Raw genomic sequence first — 23,603 nt, forward strand, 5'->3', positions numbered from 1 at the left:
ACGACACGATGAAAAAGCTCCTGCTTCTCGCATGTCTGGCGCTGCCATGCGCGGCCCACGCACAGACGGTTGCTTTCACGACCGAGGATTACGCCCCGTTCAACTATCGCGAAGGCAAAGAGATCAAGGGCGCGACGGTCGAGCAGGTCGAAAAGGTCATGGCTGCCATCGGCGTCGACTATACGATCGAAGTCATGCCTTGGGCGCGTGCTTTCAGCCTTGCCCGCACCGAGCCGATGACATGTGTTTTCGCCACCGCCCACAATAGCGCGCGTGACCCATTGTTCAAATGGGTCGAGCCGCTGCTCATCGACCGAAACATCCTGATCACCCGCAAGGGTTCGGGCATCACCGCCAGCAATCTCGAAGAGGCAAAAAAATATACGATCGGCACCCAGCGCGAGGACTACACCGAGACGATCCTGAAGGAGAAGGGTTTCACCAAGCTGGACGTCGCCAGTGACTTCAACGCCACGCTGCGCAAGCTGCTCAGCGGTCGCATCGACATGATGCCGATCTCCGAACTCTATTTCGAAAAGCTGAAGGCCGATCAGCCGGTGGAGATCGTAACCGTGCTCTCCTCCCAGCCAATGGGTATCGCCTGCGAGAAGAGCTTTCCCGACGATCTGCACGCCAAGATGCAGGCTGCCCTCGACAAGCTGATCGCCGATGGCGACCAGAAGCAGATCTTCCTGAAATATGGCATGAACCTCTCGGAATGATGCTGCCTGCCGGGCTCGCCGTTTCCGCTTGACTTTACTGTCGTTTCCGGATGGTGAACGTCGGGAAACGCATAAGCGAGGATGACAGGCCATGCTGATCATTGCAGGTCTCGGCAATCCCGGCAGCAAATACGCCGGTAACCGTCACAACATCGGCTTCATGGCTGTTGACGCCATTCATCGGCGCCACAGCTTTTCCCTCTGGTCAAAGAAGTTCAAGGCCGAGATCGCCGAGGGCGAACTCGGCGGCGAAAAGGTGCTGCTGATCAAACCGCAGACCTACATGAACCTTTCCGGCGAAGCCGTCGGCGAGGCGATGCGTTTTTACAAGCTCCAGCCCGCCGACCTTGTCGCGATCTATGACGAGCTCGACCTTCCCGCGGGCAAGGCGCGGCTGAAGACCGGCGGCGGCCATGGCGGCCATAACGGCATTAGATCGTTGGACGCCCATTGCGGCAAGGAATACCGGCGACTGCGCCTCGGCATCGGCCATCCCGGCGTCAAGGAAATGGTGCAGAACCATGTGCTCGGCGACTTCGCCAAGGCCGACAAGGTATGGCTGGAGCCGCTTCTCGATACGCTGGCCGACAATGCCGATATGCTGGTGCGAAACGAGGATTCACAGCTGATGAACAAGATCGCGCTGGCGCTCGGCGGCAAGGCGGACGAGGAAAAGCCGCGGAAGGAAAGCAGGGAGAGCGAGAAGAAGCCGGCCGGCCAGTCGCATATCCGCCAGGCCCGCAACAACAACCAGCCAAAGCTGCCGGCCACCGGCCCGATGGCCGACATGCTGAAGAAGATGTTCGACAACAAGGGGGAATGACGGCGGTGCCAGACCAGGATTTTACCATCCGCAGTGCCGTTCCCGATGATCTCGAGGGGCTGACCGTCCTCTACCGGCATCTGAATCCGACCGATCCCATTCTCGACGGGACCATGGCCAAGGAGCGCTTTTCCGCCATTCTCGCCCAGCCGGGCATGACCGTATTCATCGGCTTTGCCGGCGCTCACGCCGCCGCCACCGTCACGCTGATCATCGTGCCGAACTTGACGCGCGGCGCCGCCTCTTATGCACTGATCGAAAACGTCGTCACCCACGCCGAGCACCGCCGGCGCGGCTACGCCAACGCCGTCATCGGCCATGCGGTGAATGAGGCCTGGAAGGCCGGCTGCTATAAGGTGATGTTGCTCACCGGCTCGAAGAACCCGGCGACGCTGCGCTTCTACGAAAATTGCGGCTTCCTGCAGGACAAGACCGGCTATCAGATCCGCCGGCTGTGAGCTGAAGGGCTATTCCTCGGGCTCGGTGGTGAACATCAGCGGGAAACCCATCTCCTTGGCTAGGTCGATACCCTCCTTGGCCTTGGTCTCGGCAATGTCCTTGGCGCAGACCACGACCACGCAGGAGCCGAGCTTGTGCGCCGTCATCATCACCCGATAGCCGGTCTCCTCGCTCATGCGGAAGACGACTTTCAGGATCACGATGACGAAGTCCCGCGGCGTGTAATCGTCGTTAACGAGAATGACCTTGTAGAGCTTCGGCTTGTCCAGCTTCGGCCTGACCTTGGTCTTCGGTTTCAGGGCAACGTCATTGTCACTCATCGGAAAATCCACCCGTTGATGACATGGTCAAGGTTCTTCAGAACAACTAATCATTGTCGATGACGAATTTTCGACGGTGCGCCGTGGCTGCCCCACCTTGAAGCAGGAAATTCGCCGAGTTGAAGCCGGATGTCATTGCGGCCGGCAACAGCGATCGTGCAGTTGACGAAATCCGCAATGCATCGAAACCGCGATCGCCCTCGAAAATAGGCCGGCGCCGTTCCTTGGGCAAGTGAGCAACGTTAAAAGCTCGCTAAGACTTGACCGTATTGCTCCTTTATCCCATAGGCACCAGCAAGAAATTCAAGAACAGCAGGTTTTAGCCATGGGCTTCAAATGCGGCATCGTCGGTCTGCCGAACGTCGGCAAATCGACCCTCTTCAACGCACTCACCAAGACGGCGGCGGCACAAGCGGCCAATTATCCCTTTTGCACCATCGAGCCGAATACCGGCGAAGTCGCCGTACCCGATCCGCGCATGCGCAAGCTTGCCGACATCGCCAAGTCGAAGGAACTGATCCCGACCCGCATCTCCTTCGTCGACATCGCCGGCCTGGTGCGCGGCGCCTCAAAAGGTGAGGGTCTCGGCAACCAGTTCCTCGCCAATATCCGCGAAGTCGACGCCATCGTGCATGTGCTGCGCTGCTTCGAAGACAGCGACATCACCCATGTCGAGGGCCGCATCAATCCGGTCGCCGATGCCGAGACGATTGAGACCGAGCTGATGCTCGCCGATCTCGAAAGCCTGGAGCGCCGCACCGAGCAGACGCGCAAGCGCGCCACCGGCAAGGACAAGGAGTCGATGGCGATGCTACCGATCATGGAAGCCTCGCTGAAGCTGCTCAACGAGGGCAAGCCGGTGCGCACGCTGCTGTTGAAGCTCGATGCCGAGGAGATCGCCATCCTCAAGGGCCTCAACCTCCTCACCTCGCATCCGGTGCTCTATGTCTGCAACGTCGCCGAAGCCGATGCCTCAACCGGCAACGAATTCACCGCCGCCGTCGCCGCCATGGCGAAGGAGCAGGGTGCCGAAACCGTCATCATCTCGGCGGCGATCGAAGCTGAGGTCGCCCAGCTTGCCGAAGAGGAAGCCAAGGAATTCCTCTCTGCCCTAGGCCTTGACGAGGCGGGCCTCGACCGGCTGATCCGCGCCGGCTATAAGCTGCTCGACCTCATCACCTATTTCACTGTCGGCCCGAAGGAAACGCGCGCCTGGACGATCGAGCGCGGCACCAAGGCGCCGCAGGCCGCCGGCGTCATCCACTCGGATTTCGAACGCGGCTTCATCCGCGCCAACACCATCGCCTACGACGATTACATCAAGTACAACGGCGAAGTTGGCGCCAAGGATGCCGGCAAGGCGCGCGACGAAGGCAAGGAATACGTCGTCCAGGACGGCGACGTCATCCACTTCCGTTTCAACACCTGATCAAATCGCTGCCGCCTTAACCGGGCGGCAGCCTGTTTGCGATTGCCGGCGGTAGTGCCCTGAGCACTAGCCGCCGAAGCGGCATCCAGCCTGTTCCGATAATGAGCACGATCGCGCCGACGACGATCAGCGTCGTGAAGATGTAGGTATCGACAGTCGCATTTCCCTTCCGAACCACGCTGAAGATCGCAACGCCGAGGGACAGCAGCCCCGACGTGACGAAGGCGCGACGATCGATGACGAGGCCGATCAGCATCAACGCCGCCACGGTCGCGACGACCACAGGAGTCCGGGCCGACATGTTCGCCAGGTCGAAGATATGGCCGGCTTCCCCGAACGACAGCAGGGACACGGTGCTGTAGAGCAGCGCCGGCGCCGCACCGAGATGCAACCAGAAAGCGATATCCGAACGCGTCGTCCGCCGCAGCCGGTCGCCGAGATCGAAATAAAGCGCCGTCGCGAACAGGCCGAGCGCACAGACGAAAGCGACCGCGGCCAGCACGCCAAGATGATCGACGAAAAACGCGGGATTGCCGCTTAGCCATTGCACCAGGCGTAAAAGCAGCGTGAGCACCAAGGCAAGCGTCGACATGATAGTGAGCGCCAGCGACAAGGGCACGCGATAGCGGGCATAATAGACGCAGAGCAGAATCGGAAAGCCGGCGACGAACTGCGTCAGATCCGCACCGATTTCGGAGGTCCACGGCGTGAAGACGCGGGACATCAGCAAAAATGTCCAGCAGAACAGCGCGACAGTCAGGCTGACAGCCGGCAAGGCGAGCCGCTGGCGGCGCACCAGGATTTCCGAAAGCACGATGATAGCGACCGGCACGGCGTAAAGCGGCGCCAGGCCCCAGAGGCCGACGAGCGCGACGATAACACCGATGGTGATCAGCACGTCGTGAAAGCCGCGCACGAAGCGCGGCGTCTCGGTGTCCGACCAGGCCCGCTCTTCGGCTGCGACTGCCTTCTGCGTCTCAACAACAGACACGCCACGCTCGGTCAGAAACGGCAGAAGCCGCCCGCCCGCTTCCGACGAAATCAGCCCCTGGCGCGCCGCCTCGTCAAGTATCGACCTCAGTTCCGTCATACCGGTTTGTCTCCCGGGAATCATTGAGCCCGCGCGGATGCTATTGTAAGCACTAGAGCATGATGCCGAAAAGTGTAAGTGGTTTTCGGACGGCATCATGCTCTAACTCTTTAATGTAGAACAAGATTCAGATTGTAGGCCGACCGGCCTAAAAACATCCTGTTCTAGGCGCTTGATATGGCGGAGGAGAGAATGCCGGCAGAAAAGCTGTCTTTCGAGGATTTTGAACCCGGCCGCCGTTTCGCCCTCGGCCCGAAACTGGTGCTCACCGAAGAAATCATCGAGTTCGCCAGCGAATTCGACCCGCAGCCAATGCATCTCGACGAAGCCGCCGGCCGCGCCAGCATCCTCGGCGGGCTTGCCGCCTCCGGCTGGCATACCTCGGCAATGCTCATGCGCATGATGGCGGACAGCTACGTGCTGAACGCGCTTTGCGAGGGTGCGCCGGGCATCGATCTGATGGAATGGCGAAAGCCGGTGCTTGCAGGCGATACGCTGCAGGGCCATTCGACCGTTCTCGAAGCCCGGCCGATGCGCTCGCGCCCCGGCATGGGCATCGTCAAATTCCGCCACACGGTGGAAAACCAGCGCGGCGAACTCGTCTGCCTCTCGGAGAATTCCGTGATGATCCGCATGCGCCCCACTCCGGAGGATGCCAACGTGAGCTCGGAGCCATCAGTATGAGAATGTCCGAGCTTTACGCCGTCGGTCAAAAAGCCGAGATCGGCAGCTACACCTTCACCGAAGAAAACATCATCCGCTTCGCAACCCGCCACGACCCGCAGCGTTTTCACGTCGATAAGGAAGCCGCGAAAGACACGCTCTTCGGCGGGCTTTGCGCCTCGGGCTGGCACACCACGGCCGCCTGGATGCGGACCTTCCTCGCCTTCTGGCAAAAGCAAAGCGTCATTCTCGCCGAAGAGGGGCTGACGGCGCCCAAGCTCGGCCCCTCGCCTGGCTTCCAGAAACTGCAATGGCTGCGGCCGGTCTTTGCAGGCGACGTCGTGACCTATTCCGTCGCCTTTCTGTCCAGCCGACCGCTCGCATCGCGGCCGGGCTGGCACCTCAACACCATCCTCTGCGAGGGCGTCAATCAGAACGGCGATCCCGTCATGCGCTTTGAAAGCGGCGTCCTGGAATTCGACTGACGCGGTCGCAACGCGGGCTCAATGCCCGGAGAATTCGACCAGCGTGTGGACGACGACGCCGAGCTCTTCCAGCTTCCTGCGGCCGCCAAGGTCGGGCAGGTCGATGACGAAGCAGGCGCCAACCACCTCCGCGCCGATCTGGCGCAAAAGCTGCGTCGCACCCACGGCCGTGCCGCCGGTGGCGATGAGATCATCGACCAGGATCACCTTCTCGCCGGGCTGGACCGCATCGCGATGCATCTCCATTTCGTCGACTCCATATTCCAGGCTGTAGGCGATGCGCACGGTGTCGTGTGGCAACTTGCCCTTCTTGCGGATCGGTACGAAGCCCGAGGAAAGCTGGTGCGCCACCGCACCGCCGAGGATGAAGCCGCGCGCCTCCATGCCGGCGATCTTGTCGACCTTCGTGCCGGCATAGGGTTGCACCAGCTCGTCGACCGCCCGGCGGAAAGCACGGGGGTTGCCGAGCAGCGTGGTGATGTCGCGGAAGATGATGCCGGGATTGGGGTAGTCGGGGATGGAGCGAATGCTGGCTGCGAGCTCCGAAATTGTATTGCCCATGGAACGTCCGTATCTGCGAGCACATAAAACCGGCCGCACCCTATCAATTGCCGAGGGTGGAACCAACAAAAAAGGCGGCTCGCAAGCCGCCTTTCGAATTCAGGCACGGAACGCTCAATGTTCCTTGTTGGCGTAAACCGAGCGCTTCGTCAGATAGATCAGCACGGTAAAGATCGCCAGGAACACCATCACCATAAAGCCGGTGCGCTTGCGCTCCTCGAGATGCGGTTCGGCGGCCCACATCAGGAACGCGGAAACATCCTTGGCGTATTGGTCGACGGTCGCCGGCGCGCCGTCGTCATAGGTTACCTGGCCGTCGGAAAGCGGTTTCGGCATAGCGAGAACGGCGGCAGCATGGAAATACGGGTTATAATGCGCGCCCTGCGCCACCTGGAAGCCGGCGGGCGGCTCTTCATAACCGGTCAGCAGCGAGTAGATGTAGTCCGGGCCGCTTTCCTGATACTGCGTAAAGATGTCGAAGACGAATTGCGGGAAGCCGCGCTCGACTTCACGGGCCTTGGCGATCAGCGAAAAATCAGGCGGAGCCGCACCGTTGTTGGACGCGGCCGCCGCTTCAGCATTAGCGAAGGGCGATGGGAAATGATCCGAAGGGACTGCCTTGCGGGTGAACATTTCGCCGGCCGAGTCCGGCCCGTCCTGAACTTCGTAATTGGCAGCGAATGCCTTCACCTGTGCCTCGGAATAACCGAGTTCGTCGAGCGTGCGGAAAGGCACGAGGCTCATCGAATGGCAGGCAGAACAGACTTCCGTGTAGACCTTGAGGCCGCGCTGGAGCTGAGCCTTGTCGTAGTGGCCGAACGGGCCGGCAAAGCTCCATTCCTGCTCCTTTGGCTCCTTCAGCGGATAGTGCGGCGTCGCGCCTTCCTCGTGATGCGCGGGAGCTGCACCATTCGCGGGCGTCGCTTCCTCGGCGAAAGCGGCGCTGCCAAGGAGAGCGGCGACGGCAAGCGGCAGAATGCTTGCAACAAGCGTTTTCATAGTTCTATTCCCTTCCGTCGCTCGCTTACGCATTGGCCGCCGCGGTGGCGCCAGTGGTCTTGTTGCGCTTTTCAAGCACCGCTTCAGTGATCGAGTTCGGGATGCGGCGCGGCGTTTCCACCAGACCCAGAACTGGCATCGCGACCAGGAAGAAGGCGAAGTAGAGAAGCGTGCAGATCTGCGACACGATGACGTAGCTGCCTTCCGCCGGCTGCGAACCGAGCCAGCCGAGGATGATCGCGTTGAGCACGAACAGCCAGAAGAACAGCTTGTACCAGGGACGATAGACCGCCGAGCGGACCTTCGAGGTGTCAAGCCACGGCAGGAAAAAGAGCACGATGATCGCGCCGAACATCACGAGCACGCCGCCAAGCTTGGAGTCGATCGGGCCGATGTTGAAGGTGATCGAACGCAGCATCGCGTAGAACGGCAGGAAGTACCATTCGGGAACGATGTGGGCAGGCGTCTTCAACGGATCGGCCGGGATGTAGTTATCGGCGTGACCGAGGAAGTTCGGCAGGTAGAAGACGAAATAGGCATAAACGAGCAGGAAGACGGAGACGCCGAGGGCATCCTTCATCGTCGCATAGGGTGTGAAGCGCACGGTGTCGGTCTTCGTCTTGACCTCGACGCCCGTCGGGTTCGTCTGGCCTGTGACGTGCAGCGCCCAGATATGCAGGACCACGACGCCGGCGATCATGAAAGGCAGCAGGTAATGCAGCGAGAAGAAGCGGTTCAGCGTCGGCTGATCGACGGCAAAGCCGCCAAGCAGGAACTGCTGCACCCATTCGCCGACCAGAGGGAAGGCCGAGAAGAAACCGGTGATGACGGTCGCGCCCCAGAAAGACATCTGCCCCCAGGGCAGGACGTAGCCCATGAAGCCCGTCGCCATCATCAGCAGGTAGATGACCACGCCGAGGATCCAGAGGATTTCGCGCGGCGCCTTGTAGGAGCCATAATAGAGGCCCCGGGCAATGTGCAGGTAGACGGCGACGAAGAAGAAGGAGGCGCCGTTGGCATGCAGGTAGCGCAGCAGCCAGCCGTGGTTGACGTCGCGCATGATCTTTTCAACGGAGTTGAAAGCGATCGTCGTGTCGGCGGCATAGTGCATGGCGAGCACGACACCCGTCAGGATCTGCACGATCAGCATGACGGAAAGCATCGCGCCGAAGGTATAGGCATAGTTCAGGTTTCTGGGAACCGGATATGCCACGAAGCTGTCATAGACCATGCGCGGCAGCGGCAGGCGCGCATCGACCCATTTTTCGAAGCCGGTTGACGGTTCGTAGCTGGAATGGCCACTCATAAATCAGTCTCCCCTCAACCGATCTTGATTTTGGTATCGGACACAAATGAAAAGGTCGGAATCGCCAGGTTCTGCGGCGCAGGGCCTTTGCGAATGCGGCCGGCCGTGTCGTAGACCGAGCCATGGCAGGGACAGAACCAACCATTGTACTCACCGGCCTGACCGAGCGGAACGCAACCGAGATGGGTGCAGGTGCCGATCATGACGATCCAGTTTTCCTTGTCCTTGCCGCCCGAACGGTCAACACCGGTCGCCTGCGCTTCAGGCGGAAGGTTGGCATTGCGCGCGATCGGATCCTTGAGATCCGCCAGCGGAACATCGGCTGCCGCCTTCACTTCCTCCGGCGTGCGGTTGCGGATAAAGATCGGCTTGCCGCGCCACTTGACCGTCAGTGACATGCCGGGCTCGAGGCTCGCGACATCGACTTCGATGGAGGCCAGCGCCAGCGTCGATGCATCCGGACGCATCTGGTCGATGAACGGCCATGCGACAGCAACAGCGCCGACAGCGCCCGCCATACCAGTGGTGAGATAAAGGAAATCACGGCGAGTGGGCTCTGCTGAAGCCTCGCTTGTCGTTACGTGTTCGCTCACGGCTTAACCATCCTCTGCGCAATTATCGCGGAATTCCGCCCCGCCCCCTCTGCTGGCGAATCGATCTGGACACATTTCGGCCATAGATTCCCCGGCAATCCGGCGCGTTCTAAGCTTGATCGCAAATTATGTCCAGCCTTGACAAGGGGATGAGGGCACAATGTCGCGGGAAATTTCAGATGAATTTTTTACGGCAAAGACACGCTTGCCGTTATGTTGCATTGCAACAAAAAAGCCGTCGTGTTAGGCGCAACCGCAACGATGCCAGCCAGCCGGACCCGAGCGGATGAGAGACACGATCTTTTGCGTAATGAGCGTTCTCACAACCCTCGTCCTCGCCATTATCTCGCTGCGCTATATCAAAGATTTCTATCTGCTTTCTCTCTTTTACAGCTTTCAGATCCATCTGGCGGCTGCCGCAGCAGTGGCCTCCGGCATAGCCCTCCTCTTCAAGCGGCATTGGTACGCGCTGCTGACACTCGGCGCATCGATGGTTCTCGTCGTCCACGGCATCGTGATGACGCGTGAATTCGTCGAGCCTGCGGTGGACGAGAGCCACCCTGCTCTCTTCAAGCTGATGTCCTTTAATATAGAGAACGACAATTTCGCAAACGGCGCTGATATCGCCGACATGGCGATCGGCTCGGGGGCCGACGTCGTCAACATCCTCGAAGCCGAACCGGTACTGTCCGAATTGCCGCGACTGCTGAAGACCTATCCCTATTACGTCGGCTGCGGCGTCGGCATGGAGCAATGCGATACGCTCGTCCTGTCGAAGCGCCCGCTGATCGAACCTCGCATCCGCAGCCTCGGCCTGCTGTGGCGCAACCGCCTGACGATCTCGACGATCGATTTCGACGGCCAGAAGATCAACTTCCTCGCCGCGCACCTGACCAAACCCTATTACGACGAATTCCATGGGCTGGAAGTCGAAGATCTCGCCGAGATTATCCCTTCGCTGCCGGGACCGCTCGTGCTTGCCGGTGATTTCAATACGTCGATTCTGGCGCCGGATGTGCAGTATCTCATGCGCAGCCAGGGCTTGGGCACAGCATCGCTGGAGCCTGCGACATGGCCGATCGCCGCCGGCCCCTTCGGCATTTCGATCGATCACGTCTTCAGCAAAGCGCCCCTGCGGCTGAAATCGGTCCGCCGCATCGAGAACAGTTTCGGATCAAACCATTTTGGCCTCATGGCGGAATTCGTCCTCGATCCTTGAGCCTGCATCCTCGTCGGACGCGAGAAAGCCGCCGGATTGGCGTGCCCAGAGTTCGGCATAGAGCCCGCCGCGGCGAAGCAGCTCATCGTGGCTGCCCTCCTCGATGATCCGGCCGAGGTCGACGACGATCAGCCGGTCGAGCGCGGCGATCGTCGACAGCCGGTGGGCGATCGCGAGCACTGTCTTGCCCTCCATGATCCGATGGAGATTGGACTGGATCGCTTCCTCCACTTCCGAATCGAGCGCCGACGTCGCTTCGTCGAGAACCAGGATCGGCGCGTCCTTCAGCATGACTCGCGCGATGGCGATGCGCTGCCGCTGCCCGCCCGACAGTTTGACGCCGCGTTCGCCGACATGCGCATCGAAACCGCTACGGCCCTGCTGATCCTGCAGGCGGGCAATGAAGTCGATGGCTTCGGCGCGTCGGGCCGCTTCGACCAGCCGCTCCTCGCCGGCATCCGGCCGTCCGAAGAGTATATTGTCGCGCACGGAACGATGCAGCAGCGACGTATCCTGGCTGACGACGCCGATCTGCATCCTGAGCGATTCCTGGGTCACCGCCGATATATCCTGGCCGTCGACCAGAATGCGGCCGTCCTGGATGTCATAGAGACGCAGCAGCAGGTTCATCAGCGTTGATTTGCCGGCGCCCGAACGCCCGACGATTCCGACCTTCTCGCCCGGGCGGATGGTCAGGGAGAAATTCTCGACGACGGGCTGCTGACCCTTGCCGTAGTGGAAGGAGACATTATCGAAGCGAATGCCGGGATGGCGGATCACCAGGCTCATCGCATCGGGCCGATCGACGAGTCCGAGCGGCTGGGAAATCAGTTCCGCTGAATTCTGGATGGTGCCGAGATTGCGCATGATGCCGTTGAACTGCGTCATCAGCCTGCCGAGCAGGAAATTCAGCCGGAGCACCAGCGCCAGCGAAAATGCCACCGCGCCGGAACTGATCAAGCCGCGCAGCCAGAGATCGACGCTCAAGCCCGCCATCGTAACGATCATCAGGCCGGAGAGCAGGGCCATGGAGGCCCGCACGCCGGTGATGAACCGCGTGAAGCGCAGCACCGTGTCCTGATAGATATCGAAACCCTGGCGCATGTAGCGATCGCTCTCTTCATCGCGTGCGAACAGCTTCAGCGTCTGCATATTGCTGTAGGAGTCGACCATCCGGCCGTTCAGCATCGATCCGGCCTCCGCCGTTTCGCGGGAATGATGGCGGATCCGCGGGACGAAGTGGCGGGCAAGCAGGCTGAAGGCGCCAAGCCAGAACAGCACGACGGCGGCGAGTGTAAAGTCCAGCCGGGCGACGAGCACGAGCGTCGTTACCGCATAAATTCCGACAAACCAGACGCTTTCCATCAGCGACGTGACGAGATCGCCGGTTGCCTGGCCGGCAGACCAGACCTTGGTGACGATACGCCCGGAGAAATCGCTCTGAAAGAACGACAATGATTGCCTTGAGACGTGGAGATAAGATTGCCAACGTGCTAGATTGTAGAAGCCGGGCGTGATCACCTGCTGATCGACGAGGGCAATCATGAAGGCGACGACGAAGCGCACGAGCCCGATGAGAGCGAGCATGCCGAACAGCTCGCCGCCATGAGCCGCGAGAAGACCGCTCCAGCCGACGCCGGGCTTAATGCTGGCGAGAATATCGACGAGGCGTCCGACGAACCAGAAGAGTGCGGCCTCGATGGCCGCCGACGTCCCGCCGAGAATGAGCATGGCGATGAACGGCATCTTCGCCTGGCCGATGTAAAACCAGATGAAACCGAGCGTAGCACGCGGCGGCTGCAAGTTGTCGCGCGGGCGGAACGGATCGATCCAGGTTTCGAACAGGCGGAAGACGGGTCGCAGAAACATGGAAGCGATATAGGCGGATTGAGGGGAGCGGCAAAGGGAATGGAAAGCGGACGCAACCTAATATTTTGGTAATAAACGATAACATCGGCGGCATTGCCATTGATTGCCTCCGTACCCGTCACAATCTGACGATAGGATCGCGCTTCACCGGAGAAAAGGTCATGGAAACGAAAATGCTCGATGCGCATATTCCGCTTCCGCTTGCGGAAAGGTTGGATGCCCTGGCTCTCGACCTGGCGCTGCCGCGCGACGAGATCGTCATCGAGGCTATCGCCGCCTGGCTCGACAGCGAGGAACGCCGCCGCATCGTGGCGCTGCGCACCCTTGCAGCTGCCAACACCATCGTCGTCGTCGAACATGACCGCGTGATCGACTGGGCCGACAGCCTTTGAGTAGGCAAACGGCGCCCTGTTCCCATTGGCAAGTAAATCAATTTAACAATTGAAAAGGCCCTCCCCGCTTGCGCCGGGAGGGCTTCTCTCATTCCGCAGCCTCTTCCGCCTCCTCGGCGTGATCGGAGAGGAAGCCGCCGGACTGGCGATTCCAGAGGTCGGCATAGATGCCGCCGCTTTCGATCAGTTCGCCGTGCGAACCGGCCTCGATGATCCGGCCCTTGTCGAGCACGATCAACCGGTCCATCTCCGTCAGCGTCGAAAGCCGGTGGGCGATCGCGATCACCGTCTTGCCTTCCATCAGGGCGAAGAGGTTTTCCTGGATTGCCGCCTCCACTTCCGAATCGAGCGCCGAGGTCGCCTCGTCGAGCACCAGGATCGGCGCATCCTTCAGGAAGACGCGAGCGATGGCGATCCGCTGCCGCTGGCCGCCGGAGAGCTTGACGCCGCGTTCGCCGACCTGCGCGTCGAGGCCCTGGCGGCCCTGCATGTCGACGAGCCCTTCGATGAACTCCCAGGCATTGGCGCGCTTGGCGGCCTCGATCACTTCAGCGTCGGTGGCCTCCGGCCGGCCATAGGCGATGTTGTCGCGGATCGAGCGGTGCAGCAGCGACGTGTCCTGCGTCACCACGCCGATCAGCGAGCGCAGGCTTTCCTGCGAGACGCCTGATATATCCTGCCCGTCGATGGTAATGCGGCCGGCCTCCAGGTCGTAGAAGCGCAGCAAGAGGTTCATCAGCGTCGTCTTGCCGGCGCCGGAACGACCAACCAGACCCACCTTCTCGCCGGCCTTGATGTCGAGCGACAGATTGTCGATGACGCCTTTGCCCTTGCCGTAGTGGAAGCGGATGCGATCGTAATGGATCGCCCCCTTCTTCGCCGTCATGTCAGGCGCATTCGGCTTGTCGACGATGTCGTGCTGCTTGCTCATCATCTCCATGCCGTCATAGACCGTGCCGATATTCTCGAACAACGCCGAGACTTCCCACATGATCCATTGCGACATGCCGTTGACGCGCATGGCAAGACCGATGGCGATGGCAATCGCGCCGACCGAGATCGCCCCGTTCAGCCAAAACCAGATCGACAGGCCCGAGACGACGAAGAGCGCGACGCAGTTGTTGAGATAGACGCTGATGTGGAAGAGCGTCACCTTGCGCATCTGCTTGTGCACGGTCTGCAGGAACTCGTCCATGCCCTCCCTCGCATAGACCTCCTCACGGCCCGCATGCGAGAAAAGCTTGACGGTGGCGATATTCGTATAGCTGTCGACCACGCGCCCCGTCATCATCGAGCGCGCATCCGCTTGCGTCGCCGCAATCTTGCGAAGCCGCGGCACGAAATAAGAGACGATGCTGACATAGACGGAGAGCCAGACGAGGATCGGGATCATCAGCCGCCAGTCGGCCGCGGCAATCACGATGATCATCGTCAGGAAATAGCTGACGACATAGACGAAGACGTCGAGGATCTTCATCACCGTTTCGCGCACGGCAAGCGAGGTCTGCATCACCTTGGTCGCGACGCGCCCGGCAAATTCGTTGGCGAAGAACGTCATGCTGTGGCGCAGCAGGAAGCGGTGCATCTGCCAGCGCGCCATCATCGGATAATTGCCGAGCAGCATCTGATGCATGATGAGGGAATCGAGCCCGGCGGCCAGCGGCAGGCCCAGAAGCACCAGCGCTGCCATCCAGAACAGCTTGTGGCCTTCGGTCTGCAGGAAAGTGGCGCGATCGGCATTGGTCAGCCAGTCGACGATGTCGCCGAGGAACTGGAAAAGCGCCACTTCGCCGACGGCAATCAGCGACGTTAGCACGGCCATCAGGCCGAGCCAGGGCGCTGCCGGCTTGCTGTAATGCCAGCAGAAGGCAAAGAGACCTTTCGGGGGCGCGACGGGCTCCTCGCTCGGAAAGGGATTGAGTCGCTGTTCGAACCAGCCAAACATGAAATTGCTCCGAAACATCAGCGTTCCGGCTCCTGGCTTCGCGCCATCTCGGCGCCATGCAAGCACATATGGGAACCGGACGTTCAAGGGGCGAGGCTGAATCAGCCGCGCAATGGATCAAAAGGGAAGTTTTAGAAAGAAGCCCGCTCTAGCGGCGCCATGTCGCCTTGATCGGCATTACGGCGGGAAAGCGCATAATAAGCAAAATATTCATGTGGCCCTCCCTGCTGGCGTTCGAAGATGTGCATGCATAACGCGAAGACTGCGAAATTTCCAGCCCCGAACTGGCGCGAATAGAACGTTTCTGGGCCAAACTGCGCCCTGTTGCGCTGAAATCACAGTTGTATTAGGCCTCCCGCTTCGAAACCAACGGGCGGCGCCTGAATGACGAACCTCAGACTGGCACTCTACCAGCCGGACATCCCCGGCAATACCGGCACGATCCTGCGCCTTGCCGCCTGCCTCGGCTTCGCCGTCGACCTGATCGAGCCCGCCGGCTTCGATGTCTCCGACCGCAATCTGAAACGATCGGGCATGGATTATATCGCCGCCGCCGCGCTGACCCGCCATGTCAACTGGGACCGCTTCGAGGCATGGCGCACCATGTCAGGCCGCCGTCTGATCCTTGCCTCGACCAAGGCTGCCGACCGCTACACCGATTTCGCCTTCCGTCCGGACGATGTCCTGCTTTTCGGGCGCGAAAGCGCCGGCCTGCCGGATCACGTGCACGAGAGAGCCGACGCCCGCATCCTCATCCCGATGGTCGAAGGCCAGCGGTCGATCAATGTCGCAGTCTCGGCAGCCATGATCGTCGGCGAGGCGATGCGCCAAACCGTCTGGGCTTGATTGGCGCCTGCTCGAAACGGATTGCCGAATATATCGGGAAGTGTCGAAAATCGACATTGTCAATCGATCAAACCGGCGTATATTTATTAGCCGGACAATTAAACATCCCACACGACCATCACAATTTCAATAACTTGGGAAGATTAGCCACAAAGGCCGACGCCCGTAGACTGATGAAAGCAGAATAAAACAAGAAAATGGATTCCACGATCATCATGATCAACCTGTTCGGAGCCGTGGCGCTGCTGCTGTTCGGCCTCGCGCAGGTGAAGGACGGCGTGTCCAGGGCCTTCGGCGCCCGGCTGAGAACGGGGCTGGCGACCGGCACGCGCGGCGGCCTTCGCTCATTCCTGTCGGGACTGGTCGCGACCGTCGCGCTGCAGAGCTCGACGGCAACAGCGCTGATGACCGCCTCCTTCGTCGAACGTGATCTGATCAAGCCGCGCATGGCCCAGATCGTCCTGCTCGGCGCCAATGTCGGCACGGCGATCACTGCATGGATCGTCGCGACCGGCATCGAATGGCTCTCCCCGCTCCTGATCCTCTCCGGCATCGTGCTTTACCGCGGCCGCTCCAGCACCCGCCAGGGCGGCGGCGCAGCGCTGATCGGCATCGGCCTGATGCTGTTGTCGCTGCATCTCCTGAGCCTTGCGACGGAGCCGATGCGCGCCTCACCCGCTCTGGCCGCTTTCATCAGCCTGCTGGATGGCGCTCTGCCCGTGGCGCTCCTCTTCTCGGCAGTGCTCGCCTTCGTCTCATCGTCCAGCCTAGCGGTGGTGGTGCTCATCCTGTCGCTCGCTTCGGCCGGCCTGATCTCTGCCGAACTCGTGATCGTGCTCGTGCTCGGCGCCAATCTCGGCGGCGCGATACCGCCCGTCGTCGCGACGATGTCCGGGCCGGTTTCGGCGCGACGCGTCACATTCGGCAATCTCGCCGTCCGTGCGCTCGGCTGCATCATCGCCTTGCCACTCGCGGACTACGGCGCGGAATTCATCCAGATGCTGCCCTTCGGACCGTCAAAGCTCCCAGTCGATGCGCATCTGCTCTTCAATGTTCTGCTCGCCGCCCTCGCCTGGCCCTTTTCGAGGCCGCTCGCCACGCTGATGACTCGCCTGGTTCCGGATCAGGCCGAGCCGGATACGGCTCCGAAATATCTAGATGCCCATGAGCTTTCGACTCCCGTCATTGCTTTGACCAGCGCCACCCGCGAAGTGCTCGGCATCGGCGACCTCATCGAGCGCATGCTGATCCGGGTCTCCGAGGCCTTCGAAGGCAATGACTCTTCCAAGCTTTCCGAAATCGCGACCCTTGAAGAGCGCGTCGACAAGCTGCAGCAGGCGGTGAAGGTTTATCTCTCGAAGCTCGGCCGCGAGGGGCTCAGCGACGAAAACGCCCGCCGCTCGATCGTTGTCATCGACTATGCCATCAATCTCGAACATATGGGCGATATCATCGAGAAAGGCTTGCTGGAGCAGGTATCGAAGAAGATCTCGCTTGGGCTCAGGTTTTCCGACGACGGTCATCAGGAATTGCGTAAGCTGTTCGACCTGACGATCGACAATCTTCGTGTTGCCCAGACGATCTTCGTCACTCGCGATTTCAATCTTGCGCGTCAGATGATGGAGACAAAGGTGGAGGTCCGGCGCATGGAGAAACAGTCGGCCGAACACCATCTGGAGCGCCTGCGTGACGGACGCGCCGACAGTCTGCAGACAAGCTCGCTGCATCTCGATATGCTGCGTGACCTGAAGAGGATCAACGCACACATCGTCTCGGTGGCGCATCCGATCCTGGATGAAAGCGGCCTTTTGATCGAAAGCCGCGTGCGTGCCGTCGCGGAGTGACGGTCAGTCGGCCGAAGGCAGGCGGCGCATGGTGAATTCGATCTGGTCACCGTCGAGCTGACGCCAGCTTTCCACCTCGGTCCAATAGGCGGCTTTCGGATATTCGTCGAACCATTCGCGCGCCTTGGCGCGGGCGTCGAGGAGGCCGAGGCAATATGTCTCACGCACGAAATGGTCTTTCTTACGGGCAGGGTTTTCCGCCCGGTGTCTCGCCATTCTGCGTTTCAGGCCGTCGAAGGACGGAGGTCCTGGAATTTTTGCCATCAACCCTACCTCTGTCGAAAAGATAGTATCGAAACCCTTGTTTTGCGAGTCGAATCTCGATGCCCTGGCCGCAGCTTGGCGAGGGGCGGCGCCGCCTGCTAGAGCTTTTCCGGGTTAGATTGAAGCATTCTGCCGGAGCAGGTTTTCGTCAGGGCAGAAGCGATTGGCGACGGACATACCCCTCGGTACGTCCGAGCCGATCGCCTCTGATCCTGGCGGAAAGATGCCCGGCCCTCCGGGTTGGCTGAAACGGGCCGGCTGATCGACCGGCCGGCTTGGCCGTAGAGCTGGGCTACGACGCGCGCCGGCCGGTCGACCATCCGACTCCGTTTGAGCCAACAGAATGCTTCAATCTAACCCGGAAAAGCTCTAGATGTGGCGGGCAACAAGGAATGAGCGAGTCGCATCCTCAACGGATGCCGGCCGCGGAGGCGTGACATGGAAAGACCGGAACTGCCAATCGGCTTGCCTGAGGATATCGAAGAGAAGAAGACGGCCGCCCGCAACTGGTTCGAAGGGCTGCGCGATACGATCTGCGCCTCCTTCGAAGCTCTCGAAGACGAGTTGCAAGGCCCCCTCTCCGATCAGCAGCCAGGCCGCTTCGTCGCCAAGGACTGGTCGCGCGAAGAGGGCGCCGGCGGCGGTGGCCGCATGTCGATGATGGAAGGCCGCGTCTTCGAGAAGGTCGGTGTCCATACCTCAACGGTCCATGGCGAATTCTCTTCAGAATTCCGGGCGCAGATACCGGGCGCCAAGGACGACCCGCGCTTCTGGGCCTCGGGCATCTCGCTGATCGTCCATCCCGTCAACCCCAACGTTCCGGCTGTCCATATGAACACCCGCATGGTGGTCACCACAAGCCGCTGGTTCGGCGGAGGGGCCGACCTGACGCCGGTGCTGTCGCGCCGCCGCACGCAGGAGGACGAGGACAGCCAGCTCTTCCACAAGGCCATGGAGATCGCCTGCCGCAATCACGCCGTCGCCGATTACGACGCTTACAAGGCCTGGTGCGACGACTATTTCTTCCTGAAGCACCGCAACGAGCCTCGCGGCATCGGCGGCATCTTCTATGACTGGCTGCATTCGAGCGAAGAAGCCGGCGGCTGGGATGCCGATTTCGCCTTCACGCGGGACGTCGGCAGGGCTTTCGCCATGGTCTATCCGAAGATCGTTCGCTCCAACTTCAACAAACAATGGACGGAAGCCGACCGCGACGAACAATTGATCCGCCGAGGCCGTTACGTCGAATTCAATCTGCTGTATGATCGCGGCACGATCTTCGGCCTGAAGACCGGCGGCAACGTCGAATCCATTCTCTCGTCACTGCCTCCGGTGGTGCGCTGGCCGTGAGACTGTAAAAACTCATCGATAATTCGAGCTGAAGGACCTTCATAAAAATTCAGTGAGTCCTAACTTTATATGTACGTGCGTAACAATCGGAGGAGGATTGTCATGACGACAAAAAGCGGCTCGCCTGCGTCCACGGATGCCCAGGAAACATTCCGTGCAATCGACACACCCGAGTTCCTGGTCCGCATTGCCGAGAAACTGCGGGCCAAGAGTGGCTCCGATCTGCCGCTGTCCTGCTTCATCGAGCAGGTCAAGCTGCAGCTGGCCGGCGGAAAGTCGCCGGAGGATCTGCAGAATGACGCAGCCAACAGCAACACGCCCGGCCATCTCTCGGAAACCTACAAAGCTTGGGCAATGCCCGACTGAAGCACCTTCTCCGGTCGCCACCTCCTGCCGGCCGGAACCTTCTCTTCGCACGTACATTTCATCAATCGCGTGAAAGCGCGATGGCCGTTGCGTTCCAGACAGAGGAGAAAACCATGCGACTTTTCGAATGCGGCACGCTCGTTCCCGGCTGCGCCTGGCACACCCGGGCGGATAATGACGCAGAGGTGGTTCGCCGCGCCGTCGAGCACCTGAAGACTGCTCACGGCGAAACGATCATACGCGAAAACATGGTTGATAACATCAAGGCACGCATCCGCGACGAAGCCACCGCCGCCTGACGGCCGGTGACCGAGTCCTGGCAACAAGGGAGCCGCGCCGCATCCATCCGATGCGACGCGATGTCGGCTATTGCGCTCGTTCCTGCAGCCGGGCGAGCAGCGCCGTCCGATCGGAGGTGAAATTTTCCTCCACCCACTGATTTTCCAGCACCGCAAGCAGTTCGCCGACGCGAGGGCCAGATGCGACACCCGCCGCAAGCACGTCGCCGCCATTCAGAGGAAACTGCGGCTTCTTCCAGTTCGCGGCCTGATCCATGAGCTTGCCGAGCCGCGCCGAACGCGCCATTTCGCCAAGATCGCCCTCAGCCTTGCCGCGCGCAACGGCAAGCGCTAGCTTCAGCCGCGTCGTTATGCCGTCAGGGCCGTTGCGGTAAAGTAGCCGTTCGAAAGCGGCCGGCGAGATTTCGTCGTTGACCGGCGCCGCCGTCGCCCAGGCCTTGAGAGTGGCCGCTTCCGCATTGGAGAGTTTCAGCCGGGCCGCAAGCGCCTCCAACCGCGCCGCATCGGGCGGTACGATCGCCATCAGGCGCAGCAGCGGATCGGGCGCCCAGCCGAGCGCCCTCTCGGTGGCGACAAGCGAAGGGATGGCATCGATCCCCCAACGTTCCGATTCCGGCAGAATTTCCGTCAACACCGCCACCTGCCGCATCCAGAGGAGTGCCCGGCCGGGATCGGCAGCACCGAGCAGTTTTCTGAGCTCCGACCAGACGCGTTCGGCCGACAGCGTCTTCAGTTTCGACCGCGCCGCCGCACAGGCCTTCAGGCCCTCCGCATCGGGCCGTCCGGAGCCGTAATAGGCAAAAAAACGGAAGAAGCGCAGAATGCGCAGATGGTCCTCGGCGATACGCCTTGCCGCATCGCCGATGAAGCGGATGTTGCGCGTTTCGATATCGGCAAGTCCGCCAACGAGATCGACCACTTCGCCCTCGGCATCTGCATAGAGCGCGTTGATTGTCAGGTCCCGCCGTTCGGCATCGGCCTTCCAGTCGGTGCTGAAAGCGACCTTGGCGTGGCGCCCGTCGGTCTCCACATCGGTACGCAGCGTCGTCACCTCGAAAGGCTTGCCATCGATGACGAGCGTCACCGTGCCGTGCTGCAATCCTGTCGGCGCTGCCTTGACGCCGGCCGCCGCCGCCCGCTCCATGACGATTTCAGGCCTCAGCGTCGTGGCGATGTCGATATCGCTGACCGGCAGGCCCATCAGGCTGTTGCGCACCGCGCCGCCGACCACTCGCCCTTCCCCCTCATCGGCATTGAGAAGCGCAAGGACCCGGCCGAGGGCCGGATCGCGGAACCATGCTTGGTCGGCAATGCCGGTCATGCATAAAGCCTTTCGTAGAGCGTGCGGACGATGCCGGCGGTGATGCCCCAGATCATCCTGGTTTCATAGGGCACACGGTAGAAATGCCGGTCGATGCCGTCGATGACGCGCCTGTCGCGGCGGTGATTGGCCGGGTTCATCAGGAAGGAAAGCGGCACCTCGAACACGTCGTCCACCTCGGCCGGGTTCAGCCTCAGCGCGAAACCCGGCTCGACGACGCCGAGCACGGGCGTAATGCGGAAACCGGTCGAGGCGAGATAGTTCGGCAGCCTGCCGACCGTCTCGACGAAGGAGCCGGCCAGGCCGATCTCCTCCTCCGTCTCGCGGATCGCCGCCATTTCAGGCGAGATATCGGCCGGATCGATCGAGCCGCCGGGAAAGGCGATCTGGCCGGAATGTTTGCGCAGCGTCGTCGTGCGCTTGGTGAAGATCACATGCGCTTCCTCGCCGTCGTCGACGACAGGCACGAGCACGGCGGCGTCGCGCAGCTTGAAGGTCGCCACCTCCTCCACGATATCAGGATTGAGGACATGGTCGCCGTGATCGCGCCAGGCATGGTCCACCGGCCCGCCATTCTGGTTGAGCGCGCGGCGGCGGAATTCGGCTGCTGAGAACAGCGGATAACGTTGGGCGATCGCATCGTTCATCGGCTAAGTGCATCCAGTTCATCGGCCGGCATGACGGGGAAGACCTCGCCGGCAGAGCAGATCGCAAACATCGCTTGCCCCTCCACGTCGAGCGTCTCGCCAAGCGCGACCAGTTCATACATTACCGCACGCGACACCAGCGCCTCCAGCCGCCCGCGAACGTGCAGATAGGGTTTCAATTCGGTATTCTCGCCCGCAATGGCAAAGCGCAGCCGATGCTCTCCTCCCGCCTCGACGACATCGCCGACATTGGTGCGGAACGTCAGCACCTGGCGGCCCTCTCGTTCCGTCACGCTCATCTCCACGGCGATGAACGGCGCGTCGACGACCCTGATCCCCACCTTTTCCACAGGAGTTACGAGATAGGTCTTTTCGTCCTCGTCCCTGCGCAAGACTGTCGAAAACAGCCGCACCAGCGCGGGACGGCCGATCGGCGTACCCATGTAGAACCAGGTGCCGTCGGCCCTGATCTCCATGTCGATATCGCCGCAAAAAGGCGGATTCCACCGCTCGACCGGCGGTAGCCCGCGTTTTTTACCGCTGTTTTCGGCGGAGGCGCGCGAGATCAGCGCGGCAAGCCCCGCCGCATCCGCCTGTCCGCTGATTTCTTCGGCTGCCATTCTTCCGTCCCGGTTTGTCCTTAACGAAGTGAAGTCACGAGATAGTCATTCGTAACGAACTTGTCAGCCCGTCGCATCTCCATAACTCTATCGAGTATGAGGCAGATGTATAAGTCCGCCGATTCGCTGCCGAATGATTTCAGCCGTTGGAGATGCCCGTGGGTATGATGAAGACCGAAGCCAGCCTCGATGAAAAGGCGATCGTCGCCGCAGCCGAAAGGGCGCTCTCCGATATCGCCGCCATCCGCGGGGAAGTCTCGAAAGTGATCTTCGGTCAGGAGAGCGTCGTCGAGAACACCATCCTCGCTGTGCTGTCAGGCGGTCATGCCCTGCTTGTCGGCGTCCCCGGCCTTGCCAAGACCAGGCTGGTGACCACGCTCGGCGAGGTACTGGGTCTTGCCGCCAACCGCATCCAGTTCACGCCCGACCTGATGCCTTCGGATATTCTCGGCTCCGAAGTGATGGATCAGGACGACAGCGGCCGCCGTTCCTTCCGTTTCGTCAAAGGCCCAGTCTTCGCTCAACTCCTGATGGCCGACGAAATCAACCGCGCCTCGCCGCGCACCCAGTCGGCACTCCTGCAGGCGATGCAGGAATATCACATCACCATCGCCGGCCAGCGCTATGACCTGCCGGCTCCCTTCCATGTGCTCGCCACCCAGAACCCGCTGGAGCAGGAAGGCACCTATCCCCTGCCCGAGGCCCAGCTCGACCGCTTCCTGCTGCAGGTCGACGTCAACTATCCCGAGCTCGCCGCCGAACGCCAGATCCTGCTCGAGACGACAGGCCTCAGCGAAACCCGGCCGGAAGCGATCATAGACGCGCAGCGGCTGATCGAGATCCAGACCCTGGTGCGCCAGATGCCGGTAAGCGAGACCGTCGTCGACGCCATCCTTTCGCTGGTGCGCTCCGCCCGCCCCGGCCAGGGCAATGCCTCGACCGACAAGAACGTCGCCTGGGGTCCTGGCCCGCGCGCCGGCCAGGCGATGATGCTCTGTGCCCGTGCCCGTGCGCTCTATGAAGGCCGCCTCGCTCCGTCCCTTGATGATGTCTTCGCGCTTGCCGAACCCATTCTCCAGCACCGCATGGCGCTGACTTTCGCTGCCCGCGCCGAAGGCATGTCGGTGCGCGACGTCATCGCCGGGCTGGTCAGGCAGGCAAAGGGATAAGG

Annotated in this window: 26 protein-coding genes; 14 read left to right on the top strand and 12 right to left on the bottom strand. The window is 61.2% G+C overall.

Annotated features, from left to right (window positions below; translation table 11 throughout):
* The first annotated feature begins 8 nt into the window (after window positions 1-8).
* The 3 genes from Tal182_RS16635 (at window position 9) to Tal182_RS16645 (ending at window position 2,003) form a co-directional block, all read left to right on the top strand.
* Window positions 9-722 carry a transporter substrate-binding domain-containing protein gene (locus Tal182_RS16635; RefSeq protein WP_085860137.1) on the top strand — a complete coding sequence of 238 codons (714 nt, stop codon included), beginning with the start codon at window positions 9-11 and terminating at the stop codon, window positions 720-722.
* A 91-nt stretch (window positions 723-813) separates the two neighbouring features.
* Window positions 814-1,545 (top strand): aminoacyl-tRNA hydrolase, encoded by a 732-nt coding sequence (pth, locus tag Tal182_RS16640; RefSeq protein WP_085860138.1) that lies wholly within the window; start codon window positions 814-816, stop codon window positions 1,543-1,545.
* Window positions 1,542-2,003, top strand: a complete 462-nt coding sequence (locus tag Tal182_RS16645) for a GNAT family N-acetyltransferase (protein ID WP_085860139.1) — start codon at window positions 1,542-1,544, stop codon at window positions 2,001-2,003. Before pth ends, Tal182_RS16645 begins: the two co-directional genes overlap by 4 nt.
* 9 nt (window positions 2,004-2,012) lie before the next feature.
* On the opposite strand, the gene clpS is transcribed toward Tal182_RS16645, so the two are convergent.
* Window positions 2,013-2,324 (bottom strand): ATP-dependent Clp protease adapter ClpS, encoded by a 312-nt coding sequence (clpS, locus tag Tal182_RS16650; RefSeq protein ID WP_064804078.1) that lies wholly within the window; start codon window positions 2,322-2,324, stop codon window positions 2,013-2,015.
* A gap of 325 nt (window positions 2,325-2,649) precedes the next feature.
* Here clpS and ychF point away from each other — a divergent pair, with 325 nt between their 5' ends.
* Entirely contained in the window at window positions 2,650-3,753 is a 1,104-nt protein-coding gene (gene ychF / locus Tal182_RS16655; protein WP_085860140.1) for a redox-regulated ATPase YchF, read from the top strand.
* Window positions 3,754-3,769: 16 nt separating this feature from the next.
* Here the strand turns inward: ychF and Tal182_RS16660 are convergent, their stop codons facing one another.
* Window positions 3,770-4,843 carry a hypothetical protein gene (locus Tal182_RS16660; protein ID WP_085860141.1) on the bottom strand — a complete coding sequence of 358 codons (1,074 nt, stop codon included), beginning with the start codon at window positions 4,841-4,843 and terminating at the stop codon, window positions 3,770-3,772.
* 192 nt (window positions 4,844-5,035) lie between these two features.
* Here Tal182_RS16660 and Tal182_RS16665 point away from each other — a divergent pair, with 192 nt between their 5' ends.
* Window positions 5,036-5,527, top strand: coding sequence for a MaoC family dehydratase (locus tag Tal182_RS16665; protein ID WP_064804083.1), 492 nt, complete (start codon window positions 5,036-5,038; stop codon window positions 5,525-5,527).
* Window positions 5,524-5,991, top strand: a complete 468-nt coding sequence (locus tag Tal182_RS16670; RefSeq protein WP_064804085.1) for a MaoC family dehydratase — start codon at window positions 5,524-5,526, stop codon at window positions 5,989-5,991. Before Tal182_RS16665 ends, Tal182_RS16670 begins: the two co-directional genes overlap by 4 nt.
* A gap of 18 nt (window positions 5,992-6,009) precedes the next feature.
* Here Tal182_RS16670 and Tal182_RS16675 read toward each other — a convergent pair whose 3' ends face one another.
* The 4 genes from Tal182_RS16675 to petA form a co-directional block, all read right to left on the bottom strand.
* Window positions 6,010-6,552: an adenine phosphoribosyltransferase gene (locus Tal182_RS16675; RefSeq protein WP_020921912.1), complete on the bottom strand. Its 543-nt coding sequence runs from the start codon at window positions 6,550-6,552 to the stop codon at window positions 6,010-6,012.
* Between the two features lie 114 nt (window positions 6,553-6,666).
* Window positions 6,667-7,551: a cytochrome c1 gene (locus Tal182_RS16680; RefSeq protein ID WP_020921913.1), complete on the bottom strand. Its 885-nt coding sequence runs from the start codon at window positions 7,549-7,551 to the stop codon at window positions 6,667-6,669.
* 25 nt (window positions 7,552-7,576) lie between these two features.
* The gene (locus tag Tal182_RS16685) at window positions 7,577-8,857 is read right to left on the bottom strand and encodes a cytochrome b N-terminal domain-containing protein (protein WP_064804088.1); all 1,281 of its coding nucleotides are present in this window, start codon (window positions 8,855-8,857) and stop codon (window positions 7,577-7,579) included.
* Window positions 8,858-8,871: 14 nt separating this feature from the next.
* Window positions 8,872-9,450, bottom strand: a complete 579-nt coding sequence (gene petA / locus Tal182_RS16690; RefSeq protein ID WP_011426278.1) for a ubiquinol-cytochrome c reductase iron-sulfur subunit — start codon at window positions 9,448-9,450, stop codon at window positions 8,872-8,874.
* A gap of 286 nt (window positions 9,451-9,736) precedes the next feature.
* Here petA and Tal182_RS16695 point away from each other — a divergent pair, with 286 nt between their 5' ends.
* The gene (locus Tal182_RS16695; RefSeq protein ID WP_085860142.1) at window positions 9,737-10,669 is read left to right on the top strand and encodes an endonuclease/exonuclease/phosphatase family protein; all 933 of its coding nucleotides are present in this window, start codon (window positions 9,737-9,739) and stop codon (window positions 10,667-10,669) included.
* Here the strand turns inward: Tal182_RS16695 and Tal182_RS16700 are convergent.
* On the bottom strand, window positions 10,625-12,538 hold the full coding sequence (locus tag Tal182_RS16700; protein ID WP_085860143.1) for an ABC transporter ATP-binding protein: 1,914 nt from the start codon (window positions 12,536-12,538) through the stop codon (window positions 10,625-10,627). The genes Tal182_RS16695 and Tal182_RS16700 overlap by 45 nt on opposite strands.
* 161 nt (window positions 12,539-12,699) lie before the next feature.
* Here Tal182_RS16700 and Tal182_RS16705 point away from each other — a divergent pair, with 161 nt between their 5' ends.
* Window positions 12,700-12,930 carry a hypothetical protein gene (locus Tal182_RS16705; protein ID WP_064804094.1) on the top strand — a complete coding sequence of 77 codons (231 nt, stop codon included), beginning with the start codon at window positions 12,700-12,702 and terminating at the stop codon, window positions 12,928-12,930.
* 88 nt (window positions 12,931-13,018) lie between these two features.
* Here the strand turns inward: Tal182_RS16705 and Tal182_RS16710 are convergent, their stop codons facing one another.
* Entirely contained in the window at window positions 13,019-14,875 is a 1,857-nt protein-coding gene (locus Tal182_RS16710) for an ABC transporter ATP-binding protein (RefSeq protein ID WP_064804096.1), read from the bottom strand.
* A 384-nt stretch (window positions 14,876-15,259) separates the two neighbouring features.
* On the opposite strand from Tal182_RS16710, the gene Tal182_RS16720 reads away from it, so the two are divergent.
* Together Tal182_RS16720 and Tal182_RS16725 are read left to right on the top strand one after the other, a co-directional pair.
* Window positions 15,260-15,721, top strand: a complete 462-nt coding sequence (locus Tal182_RS16720) for a tRNA (cytidine(34)-2'-O)-methyltransferase (RefSeq protein ID WP_085860144.1) — start codon at window positions 15,260-15,262, stop codon at window positions 15,719-15,721.
* A 197-nt stretch (window positions 15,722-15,918) separates the two neighbouring features.
* Window positions 15,919-17,565 (top strand): Na/Pi cotransporter family protein, encoded by a 1,647-nt coding sequence (locus tag Tal182_RS16725; protein WP_085860145.1) that lies wholly within the window; start codon window positions 15,919-15,921, stop codon window positions 17,563-17,565.
* A 3-nt stretch (window positions 17,566-17,568) separates the two neighbouring features.
* Here Tal182_RS16725 and Tal182_RS16730 read toward each other — a convergent pair whose 3' ends face one another.
* Window positions 17,569-17,829 (bottom strand): hypothetical protein, encoded by a 261-nt coding sequence (locus tag Tal182_RS16730; RefSeq protein WP_064804101.1) that lies wholly within the window; start codon window positions 17,827-17,829, stop codon window positions 17,569-17,571.
* A gap of 438 nt (window positions 17,830-18,267) precedes the next feature.
* Here Tal182_RS16730 and hemF point away from each other — a divergent pair, with 438 nt between their 5' ends.
* The 3 genes from hemF to Tal182_RS16750 all read left to right on the top strand — a co-directional run bounded on the left by hemF (window position 18,268) and on the right by Tal182_RS16750 (window position 19,844).
* Window positions 18,268-19,179 (top strand): oxygen-dependent coproporphyrinogen oxidase, encoded by a 912-nt coding sequence (hemF, locus tag Tal182_RS16740; protein WP_085860146.1) that lies wholly within the window; start codon window positions 18,268-18,270, stop codon window positions 19,177-19,179.
* Window positions 19,180-19,281: 102 nt separating this feature from the next.
* Window positions 19,282-19,545 carry a hypothetical protein gene (locus Tal182_RS16745; protein WP_085860147.1) on the top strand — a complete coding sequence of 88 codons (264 nt, stop codon included), beginning with the start codon at window positions 19,282-19,284 and terminating at the stop codon, window positions 19,543-19,545.
* 113 nt (window positions 19,546-19,658) lie between these two features.
* Entirely contained in the window at window positions 19,659-19,844 is a 186-nt protein-coding gene (locus Tal182_RS16750) for a DUF1059 domain-containing protein (RefSeq protein WP_064806262.1), read from the top strand.
* Between the two features lie 67 nt (window positions 19,845-19,911).
* Here Tal182_RS16750 and Tal182_RS16755 read toward each other — a convergent pair whose 3' ends face one another.
* The 3 genes from Tal182_RS16755 to Tal182_RS16765 are packed head-to-tail and all read right to left on the bottom strand — an operon-like array spanning window position 19,912 to window position 22,432.
* Complete coding sequence (locus tag Tal182_RS16755; protein ID WP_085860148.1) at window positions 19,912-21,165, bottom strand: CCA tRNA nucleotidyltransferase; 1,254 nt, start codon at window positions 21,163-21,165, stop codon at window positions 19,912-19,914.
* Window positions 21,162-21,812 (bottom strand): CoA pyrophosphatase, encoded by a 651-nt coding sequence (locus tag Tal182_RS16760; RefSeq protein WP_085860149.1) that lies wholly within the window; start codon window positions 21,810-21,812, stop codon window positions 21,162-21,164. Before Tal182_RS16760 ends, Tal182_RS16755 begins: the two co-directional genes overlap by 4 nt.
* On the bottom strand, window positions 21,809-22,432 hold the full coding sequence (locus Tal182_RS16765) for a DUF1285 domain-containing protein (RefSeq protein ID WP_085860150.1): 624 nt from the start codon (window positions 22,430-22,432) through the stop codon (window positions 21,809-21,811). The genes Tal182_RS16760 and Tal182_RS16765 overlap by 4 nt, the downstream gene beginning before the upstream one ends.
* Before the next feature lie 158 nt (window positions 22,433-22,590).
* On the opposite strand from Tal182_RS16765, the gene Tal182_RS16770 reads away from it, so the two are divergent.
* The gene (locus tag Tal182_RS16770; RefSeq protein ID WP_085860151.1) at window positions 22,591-23,601 is read left to right on the top strand and encodes a MoxR family ATPase; all 1,011 of its coding nucleotides are present in this window, start codon (window positions 22,591-22,593) and stop codon (window positions 23,599-23,601) included.
* Window positions 23,602-23,603: the final 2 nt, after the last annotated feature.

It is taken from the genome of Rhizobium sp. TAL182 (assembly GCF_002117725.1).
Lineage (GTDB): Bacteria > Pseudomonadota > Alphaproteobacteria > Rhizobiales > Rhizobiaceae > Rhizobium > Rhizobium esperanzae.